At 50.6% G+C, this 11,946-nt stretch carries 5 protein-coding genes; 3 read left to right on the forward strand and 2 right to left on the reverse strand.

Features of this window, described 5'->3' with window-relative positions; translation table 11 throughout:
* Window positions 1-151: 151 nt before the first annotated feature.
* Together JW883_03695 and JW883_03700 are read right to left on the reverse strand one after the other, a co-directional pair.
* On the reverse strand, window positions 152-1,816 hold the full coding sequence (locus JW883_03695; protein MBN1841372.1) for an NAD+ synthase: 1,665 nt from the start codon (window positions 1,814-1,816) through the stop codon (window positions 152-154).
* A 293-nt stretch (window positions 1,817-2,109) separates the two neighbouring features.
* Window positions 2,110-3,438, reverse strand: a complete 1,329-nt coding sequence (locus JW883_03700; GenBank protein MBN1841373.1) for a glutamine synthetase — start codon at window positions 3,436-3,438, stop codon at window positions 2,110-2,112.
* Between the two features lie 1,545 nt (window positions 3,439-4,983).
* On the opposite strand from JW883_03700, the gene JW883_03705 reads away from it, so the two are divergent.
* The 3 genes from JW883_03705 to JW883_03715 all read left to right on the forward strand — a co-directional run bounded on the left by JW883_03705 (window position 4,984) and on the right by JW883_03715 (window position 11,560).
* Window positions 4,984-10,926, forward strand: coding sequence for a hypothetical protein (locus JW883_03705; protein MBN1841374.1), 5,943 nt, complete (start codon window positions 4,984-4,986; stop codon window positions 10,924-10,926).
* Window positions 10,917-11,114, forward strand: coding sequence for a hypothetical protein (locus JW883_03710; protein ID MBN1841375.1), 198 nt, complete (start codon window positions 10,917-10,919; stop codon window positions 11,112-11,114). Before JW883_03705 ends, JW883_03710 begins: the two co-directional genes overlap by 10 nt.
* A 257-nt stretch (window positions 11,115-11,371) precedes the next feature.
* Window positions 11,372-11,560 carry a hypothetical protein gene (locus JW883_03715; protein MBN1841376.1) on the forward strand — a complete coding sequence of 63 codons (189 nt, stop codon included), beginning with the start codon at window positions 11,372-11,374 and terminating at the stop codon, window positions 11,558-11,560.
* Window positions 11,561-11,946: the final 386 nt, after the last annotated feature.

Here is an 11,946-nt window from a genome sequence, read left to right on the forward strand (position 1 = left end):
GAATATTGGAATTTGAGATTTGTTTGAAATTTGGTGCTTGGAATTTGTGATTTTAGACACAAAACTCCAAGGCAGAGCCATCTATCTCTGACCTGGCCCAGACCAGGTTTTCAATGTAAAAATAAAATGGTATCAGATGCGATGTTACTGCTTATGACTTGCAGGTGGGTAAATACGCTTGGGCTATAGGGAATCGTCTCCCATAACCGAATGATTTTGTGGTGACCTTTAAGCTCGGCGGGGCCTGGTGTCGTTTGTATTCATTGCGATCAACCCGGCATAGGGTCTCTCTGACGATGACCGGATCAAATCCCATGGCAATGATCTCTTCCGCCCCTTTGTTGTCTTCAATATATGCCTTTAATATCCCGTCCAGAATGTCATAAGGCGGCAGATCGTCCTGATCTTTCTGGTCAGGCTTGAGTTCTGCGGAAGGAGGCTTTTTAAGAATTCTCCCGGGGATAACTTCTTGCTTCTTGTTGATCAGACGAGCAAGTTCATAGACCGTCATCTTGGGAACATCGGCGATGACAGCCAGCCCTCCACTCATATCACCGTAAAGCGTGCAATAGCCAACGGCCAGTTCAGATTTGTTCCCTGTTGATAGAAGAAGTCCCCCGAGCTTGTTCGAAAACGCCATGAGGAGTGCGCCCCGGATACGGGCCTGGATATTCTGGCCTGTAACCTCTGTAGCCACATCTTTGAAAACCGGAGGGAGTTCGTGTAAAATCCCTTCAAATATACTTGCAATCGGCATCTGAACGAACTCTATCCCTAAATTTTCTGCCAGCGATTTGGTGTCTTCGAAGTTTTCGTGAGACGTATACTGGGAAGGCATAAAAATACCCATCACATTTTTCTTGCCAAGAGCCTGAACCGCAATAGAGGCAGTAAGGGCCGAATCAATTCCACCGCTCAATCCAACGATAGCTCTGGCAAATCCGCACTTGCGAATATAATCTCTCGTCCCCATAACCAGGGCCTTCAGGATCGATTCTGCCTCCGTTCCACTGACTTGGTGGAGTTCACCTTTTTGCGTGTCAGTGTCAAAAAGGACAATATCCTCCTCAAAATCGCCAGCCCGGGCCGCCAGCCAGCCTCTTGAATCAAAGGCCATGCTGACGCCATCAAAAAGGACGCTGTCATTGCCGCCCACCTGATTTACATAAAGGAGAGGAATCCCGTACTTCTTGGCAAGATCGCCGAGCATGTCCTGCTTGAATTCAGTCTTGCCGGCATAGTAGGGAGAGGCCGAAATATTTATGATAAGATCAGCCCCTTTTTGGATCATGGCGGCTACAGGGTCAACCGGGTAAAGCCTTCGTGAAAACACATTCCGTGAAAAGAGATCTTTGTCGTTCCAGATATCCTCGCAGATGGTCAGTCCAATATTCCGGCCCTTGTACAAGAAAGAGGAGCACTGGGTACCTGGCTCAAAGTACCTTTTTTCATCAAAGACGTCATAGTCGGGAAGTAACCTCTTGTGAGACCGGTGGAGGATTTTTCCTGAATCAAAAAGGGCTGCTGAGTTGTGGAGGGGATGACCTTCCTGATCCGGGTTTTCGCCTACAAACCCGCATATAACCCCGATCCCTCTCACGGACTCAGCGATTTCTTCGAGATGGCGCAGGTTCGCGGCCACAAAGTCCTGCCTCTCCAGAAGGTCCCGAGGAGGATACCCGGAGATAACAAGCTCCGAAAAGATGATAAGATCACAGGAAAGGCCCCTTGCCTTGTCTATGAACCCCATCATCTTTTCCGTGTTGCCCTTGAAAGCCCCGATAGTGGGATTGATCTGGGCTAAAGCGATCTTCATAACAGCGAACAATGTCCCTTCTGCTAATCTTGGGGATCCTTATCTCTCACAGAGCCCGCGGAGCCACAGAGTTTTTGAGCAGATTTCCTGAGAGAGGAAATTTGCTCAAGCTGCAATGCTTCGCATACGTGTTTGGACTCCGTCTTGGATGCAACATACAAACACAATAGTGATCGTCCCGACAGAGGCTGACAGTTTGGCCTGATGTTTCCCTCTCAAAAAATCAGGCCAAGATAAGAGTCATCTCTGTGATCTCTGCGCTCTCGAGCGGAGCAGGCGAGATGATAGCTTTTCTACATTATTGGCATGTATTTTTCAATCTCATACTGGCTCACGTGGGTGCGGTAGCGATCCCACTCGATCTTTTTGTTTTCAACGAACTTGTTGAATATGTGATCGCCCAGGGTCTCGCGTACCAGCTCGCTCTTTTCCACCTCATGAATCGCTTCAAAAAGGCTGCCCGGCAAGGAGTCTATGCCCGCGCGATCACGTGCTTCCTCATCCATCTCGTAGATGTCTTCCTCGACCGGCTCCGGAAGCGCGTAGTTTTCTTCAACCCCTTTCAGGCCTGCAGCCAGCATCACCGCAAAAGCCAGATACGGATTGCAGGTCGGATCAGGCGAACGGAACTCCATCCGTGTGGCTTTCTCCTTTCCCGGCTTGTACATGGGGACTCGAACCATGGCCGAGCGGTTGCGCCTGGCCCAGGAGACATAGACCGGCGCCTCGTAACCCGGCACCAGGCGTTTATAGGAGTTGACCCACTGATTGGTAATGGCTGCCATCTCTCTTGCATGCCGCAGGATTCCTGCAATGTAAGATTTGCCGGTAGCAGATAGAAGGTACTGATCGTTGGCATCGAAAAATGCGTTCCTCCCTCCGTCAAACAGGGACTGATGCGTGTGCATGCCGCTCCCGTTTTCACCAAAAATCGGTTTGGGCATGAAGGTGGCATAGAAGCCCTGCTGCCTGGCAATTTCTTTGACCACAATCCTCAGCGTCATGGTATTGTCTGCCATCTTCAGGCCTTCGTCAAAACGCATGTCAATCTCATGCTGGCTCGGGGCAACTTCATGGTGGCTGTATTCTATTTGAATTCCCATGTCCTGAAGGGCGAAGATGGTCTCTCTTCTCAAATCACTGCCCATGTCCAAAGGCCGTGTGTCAAAATATCCCCCTTTATCAATGGGCTTGGGGATCTCGTTGTTTTCGAAGTAAAAATACTCAAGCTCCGGACCGACATAATAGGTATAACCCTTGTCTGTTGCCTTTTTCAAAACCCGCTCCAGCACATACCGGGGATCGCCCTCATAATGACTGCCGTCAGGTTGAAGGATATCACAAAACATCCTCGCCACAGGCCTGTCGCTGGGCCTCCATGGCAAAAACTGAAAGGTGGTCGGGTCGGGCTTGGCAATCATGTCGCTTTCTTCGATCCTGGCAAACCCTTCAATGGAAGACCCGTCAAACCCCATTCCCTCTGTGAGGCCCTCCTCCAGCTCAGAGGGCGTGACGGCAAAACTCTTCAGGATCCCCAGGACATCAGTGAACCAGAACTGAATGAAGCTGACATCCGTGTCCTTTACAACGCTTAAAACGTCTTCTGCGGTTTTGCAAATCATCTGTCCATCCTCCTTTTGATTCCATTGTGTTTTGTCAAGCAAACCCTTGGCCTGTTTTCAGCTTGTTTATAGCAATTGTTAGGCCACTACCTACTCTGCAATGATATGAGCTAGTTACGATTGTACCCAGAACAAGACATTGCTAGCGTCCGACATATTTGTAGGCCAATGGTTGGGTAAACAACATTTTGGTGTGGAGAATTGTGGGACCAATAAGCCACCACCAGTAGAACTGGTGGTATGAGGAAGGCCCGTAAAAGGGGCCTGTACCCTCGTTCATTCTTTTTGACAGGATGAACAGGATCTCAAGGATGTGGTTTTTAATTTCCCGTCAATGAGGCCCATTTTTCCCCTAGAAAAGGGATGACACTTGTTGCCTTTCTTCAGGAAAGGCAAAAAAATCCTGTCCATCCAGTAAATCCTGTCTATAATGTTAACGCCTGAAACGGCAGAGCCTTTTCAATTCTCACCGGCAGAGCCGGTGGATTATTTTTGATTTAGCGAAGCGGTCCAAAGCAAAAGCCATGCTTGATGCTTATTACTCAAAAACGGGCCGTTAGTCAATTGTGGCCCGAATGCTACTCCGCACCAGCGATGCTCCCTCTTTTTCCCTGCTCCACAAATCACTGTTTGACAATTCTCGTGATCGATGTTACAGGGCTAGCCGTTTGTAACAAATGAAAATTACTGAGGTTTTCACCGATTCAAAGGGTTCTTGTTCAGAGGTGCTGCGCTTGAACTGTTCCAAAACCGTTTTCGCTCAAATAACAAGCTTAGGGGGAAATCATGTTAAGAAAAATCCTTTGCCTCACCGCTCTCCTTCTAGTCTTACCTGGCCTTGCCACATCCCTTTATGCTGACGATCAGACCGTATTCGGACCCAGAAATTGTATAATCGGCTGGACGCACACCTACGCGTCCTTTCATGTTTTTGCGGTGGATGATCCTGAAGATGGGGTCATTACTATCACCAAGAAGACGCCGGACAAAGAAATGCGGGGAGGGTTTGTCCTTGTCAACTTCACGCTTATTCCACTCAGCGATTTCCTGGGGAGTAGCGATGTTGTCCTTGAAGAAGAGGTTTCATTGGAACCCAGCAACTTTTTGATGGTTTTTCTCAGGGGCGCCCCCAGGGCATCCCTGACAATAGAGGTAAGAAACCAAAGCCCCATGCCCCCGCCAGAGGTGACTTTTTCTGCAAATCCCGAATCCATCACCCTTGACGCATCCAGCACGCTCACATGGGCCACAGCCTATGCTGACAGTGTTAGCATTGATCAGGGTGTTGGGATAGTGGCTGAAAGCGGTTCTCTGGAGGTTTTGCCAACCGAGACCACAACATACACCCTGACCGCCGTGGGGGCTGGTGGCGCCACGACCCAGGAGGTCACCGTAACGCTCACGCTGCCTCCACCGACAGTAGACATCAGTACTGATCCTGAGACCATCGTGGTCGGGGAGTCGGCCACCTTGTCATGGAGTTCGACCAACGCAGATTCTGCCACCATAGATCAGGGTATTGGAAGTGTTCCTGTAAATGGTTCGATGCCGGTCTCACCTGCAGAGACTACCACATACACGATAACAGCCACTGGCCCTGGTGGCACAGCGACAGATAGTGTTACAGTGACTGTCACCTCAACTACGCCCACTGTGACCATCTCGGCAAACCCCGAAAGCATTCAGATTGGCGAGTCCTCCACCCTGTCATGGACCTCCACCAACGCACAAACCGCCCACATTGATAACGGCATCGGTGTCGTATCTGTAAACGGATCAACCATTGTCTCCCCTGAGCACACAACCACCTATACCATCACTGTCACGGGGCCTACTGGCTCTGCCAGTGCTCAGGCCACCGTCTCGGTGACAGGCAACCCAGAGCCCCAGCCAGAAGGCTCCTTCGGCGAACAATATGAGGATCTTGTCCCGCCTGACGCTACCGTTGAATCATACGATGCCAAACGCTTTTCCGTAATTACCGGCCTGGTTCAAGATCTGGCCGGTTCTCGAATCGCCGATGTTTCTGTCACCATCCACGACCATCCGGAATACGGCAGTGTGGTAACGGACGCTGACGGTCGATTCTCCATCCCTGTGGAGGGCGGGGCGACCATCACGGTGGTCTATCAAAACGATGGGCTGTTGGCAGCTCAACGCAAGGTCTATGTCCCGTGGAACGACATCGCCATTGCAGAGACTGTTGTCATGGTTACCCAAGACCCTGCAGGTACCACCGTCACTTTTGACGGCAATCCGGATACAGTGGTCACCCACCAGAGCACGGAGGTGACTGACGATTTTGGCAGCCGCGCCTGTACTATGGTCTTCACGGGAGACAATCACGCCTATCTGGTAGATGAAAACGGCAATGATGTTCATGAGCTGACCACCGTCACGACCCGGGCCACCGAATACACGACCCCGGAGTCCATGCCGGCCATACTACCCCCAACCTCAGCCTATACTTACTGTGTGGAACTTGCCGTAGATGGCGCCCAAAGGGTGCGGTTTGAAAAGCCCGTGATCACCTGGGTGGACAACTTCCTGGGCTTTGACGTGGGCATGGCGGTTCCTGTGGGGTACTACGACCGGGATAGAGGCGTGTGGGTACCGGAAGACAACGGTGTGGTGGTACGATTGCTTGATACAGACATCGATGGTGTTGTGGATGCCTTAGACGCCGATGGAGACGATCTCCCCGATGACCTCAACAATGACAGTTCATTCAGTGATGAAGTTACAGGCCTGGATGATCCCATTAGATATCCTGTGGATTCTACCTTTTGGCGGGTAGCCACAAGCCATTTCAGCCCCTGTGATTTGAATTGGGCCGCGAGGTTGATCGAGAGCCTAGTACCACTAACACCACAAGGACCGGAAGGTTCCATTTCCCCCGACCCAGAGGGAAAGGTCGATGTTGACGAACAAAAGGAAAAAGAAGGTGACTGCCAGGGGCACATTAGCTCATTTGTAGAAGAGAGAGGACGGATTTTCCATGAAGATATTCTCGTCCCTGGGTCAAATTTTACACTGCACTATGCCAGCAATCGAATCGACGGATACCGTTACAAAATCTTTGTTCCAGCCAGTGGAGACACATTGCCGGAAGGTCTTAAACGGATTATCGTTAAAATCCAGGTGGCAGGTCAAGTCTTGGAACAGACATTGGATCCCTTACCGAATCGGAAGGCCGAATTCGTGTGGGATGGGTTAAATCAGCTGGGTAGGCAAGTAAGTGGAACCACAACAGTTCAGGCTGGCGTAGGCTTTGTCTATGACGCGGTCTATACGATTCCACCTGATCTTGAGCAGGCCTTTGGCATGGTCGGCCGAGATCTGACTTCCGTTCCAGTTCGTGCAGGGGATGCCGTTTTGTGGAAGTGGAGCAGCATTCCCGTTGCGGTGAACAAAGGACTGCGAAAGGGTGCAATTGCTGAGGGTTGGACGATCTCAGTCCATCATTCGTCAAGTTCTCTGGATCCCTCTACCCTCCACAAAGGGAACGGCACGATGACCCGGAACGATCCTCAAATCATCACCACTGTGGCAGGGGGTGGGGGATCTCTGGATGACGGCATCCCGGCCGTAGAAACATCGTTTTATAATCTTCACGGTATTGCTATAGATACCTTCGGAAACATTTATATTGCGGAATACGGGCGTCAGCGAATCCGTAAGGTGGACACAAACGGAATCATCACTACTGTGGCAGGGGGTGGGGGGTCTCTGGATGACGGCATCCCGGCTGTAGAGGCACAACTCTCCAGCGTTTACGGCGTAGCGGTTGACGCCTCCGGGGACATTTACATTGCCGATACTTACAACCATAAGGTCCGCAAGGTGGACACAAACGGAATCATCACTACTGTGGCAGGGGGCGGGGGATCTCTGGGCGACGGGGGACCGGCTGTGGAAGCACATCTCTCTCGTCCTTATGGAGTTGCGGTTGACACCTCGGGAAACATCTATATCGCGGATACCTACCAGAACCGTATCCGGAAGGTAGACACAAAAGGTATTATCAATACAGTAGCAGGAACCGGGAGTTCAGGAAAGGTGGGCGACGGCGGGCTAGCCATATGGGCACAACTCTATTACCCCTATGACGTGGCGGTTGACGCCTCCGGAAACATCTACGTGGCCGATACCTACAACAACCGGATTCGAAAAGTGGACAAGAGCGGAATCATCGACATAGTGGCCGGCGTAAACTTCGGAGGATACAGCGGCGATGGTGGGCCAGCTGTAGGGGCACAACTCTATTGCCCCTATGACGTGGAAGTTGACGCTTCTGGGAACTTGTATATCGCGGATGCCTTCAATCGTCGGGTCCGTAAGGTGGATACCAGCGGAATCATCACCACCTTAGCAGGAAACGGAGATGGAGTATTCGGCGGTGACGGCGGACCGGCCGTAGAGGCATCACTCACCACCCCCTCCGGTGTTGCGGTTGATGCAGCAGGAAACTTGTATGTTGCGGACCTGAACGCCCGTCGAGTTCGAAAAGTGAGCATACCATCAGAACTTTCTCGTTTCATGGCACATGGAGACATCCCTTTTGCCGAGGACAACGGCATGGGATATATCATGAGCAGCGCGGGCCGGCACAAGATGACCATCGACCTTGAAACCGGGGTTACCCTTTTTGAATTCGGCTACAATGTTGAAAAGGAATTGGTCTCAATTACAGACCGCTTCGGCAACCAGACAACGATTGATCGAGACGCAAATGGCGTGCCCACTGCTATTGTCTCACCGGACGGGATTACGACGACGCTGACCGTTGATGGGGAAAACCATCTGACCCGAATTACCTATCCAGATGGCAGCTACTACGGCTTTGAATACACGACAGACGGCCTGTTGACTGCAAAGATTGAACCTGATGGAAACCGGTTTGAACACGTTTTTGACGCTATAGGGAGGTTGACAGATGCCACGGATGAGGAAGGGGGGCACTGGAATTACGCCAGGACTGCCTATGAAAACGGAGATATTCTGACAGAAGTGCTCACGGGTGAAGGCAACCTCGCCTCATATCTTGACCACACGGACTCCACCGGGGCCTACACCTCTACCATCTCTGATTCCACAACCGCTCAGACACTGTATTCTCGATCAGGCGATGGCTTGACTGTAAACAAGTCTTTGCCTTGCGGCATGGATCTTGATTTCCAATATGGCATTGATTCCGAGTACAAGTTTAAACGAGTGAAGGGAGCTCAGGAAAGAACACCGGCTGCCCTCACAAGAACTACTCTTAGGGAAAAGACCTACGAGGATACAGACGCTGACGACATTGCCGATCTGATCACGAAAACAGTGACCGTCAACGGCAAGGTGACAACACTTGCGAACAACGTGCTCCAATCTCAAAAGACCGTCACGTCGCCTGAAGGCAGGACAGTGACCTCCACTTATGACCCTGCAACGCTGGTGACCAGTACCCTTTCCATCCCGGGTCTGTATGACACGACCTATGGGTACGATACCCGAGGAAGGCTTACTTCGATTCTCACGAATACCAGGGAAACCAGTTTTGTCTACAACGCACAGGGGTTCCTTGATTCCATTACCGATCCGGAAGACCATATCACATACTACACTTACGATGCCGTAGGCCGCATGACCGGAATCAGTCGGCCGGATACCTCGACCCTGGGATTCACGTATGACCAAAACGGCAACATGACTGTGTTGACCAATCCCAACACCATTGACCACGGCTTTGGATACAACGCGGTCAATCGCAACAGCGCTTACCAGACACCGCTGAGCGGCAGCTACACGTATATTTACGACAAAGACAGACGGCTCATCCAGACCAACTTTCCTTCTGGAAACCAGATCAACAACATCTATGCCAACGGCAGGCTGGAGCAGATCCAAACCCCTGAGAATAACATCGATCTGACGTATCTTTGCGGCACAAAAGTGGGATCAATCACAAATGGAACAGAGACGATCACATACGGCTATGATGGGAAACTCGTCACATCCGAGGCGTTGACCGGTACGCTGAATGAATCCTTAGGCTACAGCTACAACAACGAGTTCAACCTGAACAGCTTCACTTATGCCGGCAATACCCACATCTATACCTACGACGATGATGGCCTTTTGACCGGCGCCGGTGGCTTCACCGTATTTCGTAATGCCGGAAATGGTCTGCCAGAGTCTGTCACTGGCGGGGTTTTGAGTTTGGCCCGCACTTTCAACGGCTACGGGGAGGTGGAGGAAGCGGACTTCACCGTCAACGGCAGCAGCGTGACAGACTGGAGTCTGACTCGTGATGATAACGGCAGGATAACCGAGAAGGCGGAGACGGTTGACGGGGTTCCTTCAAGCTATGCCTATACCTACGATGCCATGGGAAGGCTTCTGACCGTCACCAAGGACAGCACCCCAGTTGAAGAATATCGATACAGCCCAAACGGGACTCGCACCTATGAGATGAATGCGTTAAGGGAGATTGCCGGAAGGACCTTTGACTATTCGGATGAGGATCATCTGTTGACTGCGGATGGTACCAGTTACGAGTATAATGCGGACGGTTTCCTTACCACCAAGACTCAGGGTATAGATATCACGACTTACGACTACTCTTCCCGTGGAGAGCTTTTGAGTGTTACCTTGCCGGGTAGCACAGTGATTGACTACGTCCATGATCCTCTTGGCAGGAGAATTGCAAAGAGAGTCAATGATGTCACCACTGAAAAATACCTCTGGGATGGATTGACCAGGCTTTTGGCCGTATTTGATGGAAGCGACAACCTCATCATGCGATTTGAATATGCCGACGGCAGAATGCCCGTTGCCATGACCAAAGACGGCTCAACCTATTACCTCACCTACGACCAAGTGGGCTCTTTGAGGATTGTGGCAGATGCCTCAGGCACGGCCGTGAAACGGATAGACTATGACTCATTTGGCAATGTCATCAATGATACGAATTTGTCATTTGAAATCCCATTCGGATTTGCCGGCGGCCTACACGACCGAGACACGGGTCTCGTGCGATTTGGCTTCAGGGACTACGACCCGGATATTGGGACGTGGACCGCAAAGGATCCTATAGGCTTTGCAGGCGGGGATACTGACCTTTATGGGTACTGCCTGAATGATCCCATACTGTTTGTCGACCCTCATGGCTTGAAGTGGTATGACAAACTGACTGAGATTGCAGCTGGTGCCGCAATAAGACCTTTAATCGCCAAATATGTGGATAGTCCAGCAGGACAAAGAATCATAACCGCTGGCCTTGCAGGTGGTGCAGGTGGTGCAGTTCTTGGTGCTGTAGTTGGCACTCCTTTGCTCGGCGTTGGTGCTGGTCCAAGTGCACTTGGCGGCGCAATTGTTGGTAGTGCGGGAAATATGCTGAAGCAGACTGTGAAGGAAGCTCTGGGTTTGCCAGAAATCATTGGCAGGACCATGAGCAGGATTCGTGAGAGAATACAAAACAGAGAGATGAGTCCATGCAGGTAGAAAATGGAGATTCAAAAAAATCAAATAAGAAGGTTATTGGAATTGTTTTGATCCTTTACTCGGTTGTTCATTACCTGGTTTTTGGTTTTGATGTTTGGGTAGTGCTTTTTCTGATTTTGGGCCTTGGTTGGAGCTTAAGAACAGGGCCAAGAGGTAAAGCAAAGGCAAAAGAGGATAGGAAGGTATAAAAGGGGGTCGGGCCACGCCACGCAGATGAGATTATTTATAATGATGGGGAAATGAGCATGACCCCTGATAGGCCCATATCCGTGAGTGGAAGCTATCCTCAGTGAAGTTCTTGGAGTGTCCTTATTGCAAGAAACAAGCTGTCAAGGGATGGGAGGTCCTTGTTTTCCCATCGCGGTTTTGGCTTTATAGGCTGTGCAGGTATTGCAACAATGATATTCGTTTTGCTTTCAACACAATTTGGCTCATCATATGCTCCATGATTATTGGTATCGTTTTGGGCAATGTTATCATTAGGCTATTCTCGATAAACTCAACAATCCTTGAAGCAATATTTCTGATTTCTTTTATGTCAATGCCAGCTTTCTTTGGAAGAAAACTCTTTCTGAAGGGAAGGGTGGAAAGCGGAAGAACAGAGAAAAAAGAGGACAGGAAAAGAGAAGAATAACAGGTAGTGTGGTCATTCAGTGTTAAAGGGCAGAGCAAGAAATGACTGGCAGGATCGGGATTATGTGCTTAAGTGGTTCGGCTCAAAGGAGGGTGAGGCAAGAAGCGCCTAGCGCCAGTTTGTAAAAAAGGGAATTGATCAGGGGCATCGTCCTGATTTGGTTGGAGGCGGCCTTATAAGGTCTCGGGGAGGCTGGTCAGCTGTCAGTGCACTGCGCCGTCGGCTCGGTGTGCGTGAGAAGTCAGATGAGCGGATTTTGGGCAGTGGTGAATTTGTGGAGCAGCTTATCCAACAATCAGACCAGACAAGAAAAGAGCATTTTTCCATCCATAAGCGTTCTCGACGCACTGCTTCATTGATACCCCAGCCAGAATTTTTATCGGGCC

The sequence above is a fragment of the Deltaproteobacteria bacterium genome (assembly GCA_016930875.1).
Lineage (GTDB): Bacteria > Desulfobacterota > Desulfobacteria > Desulfobacterales.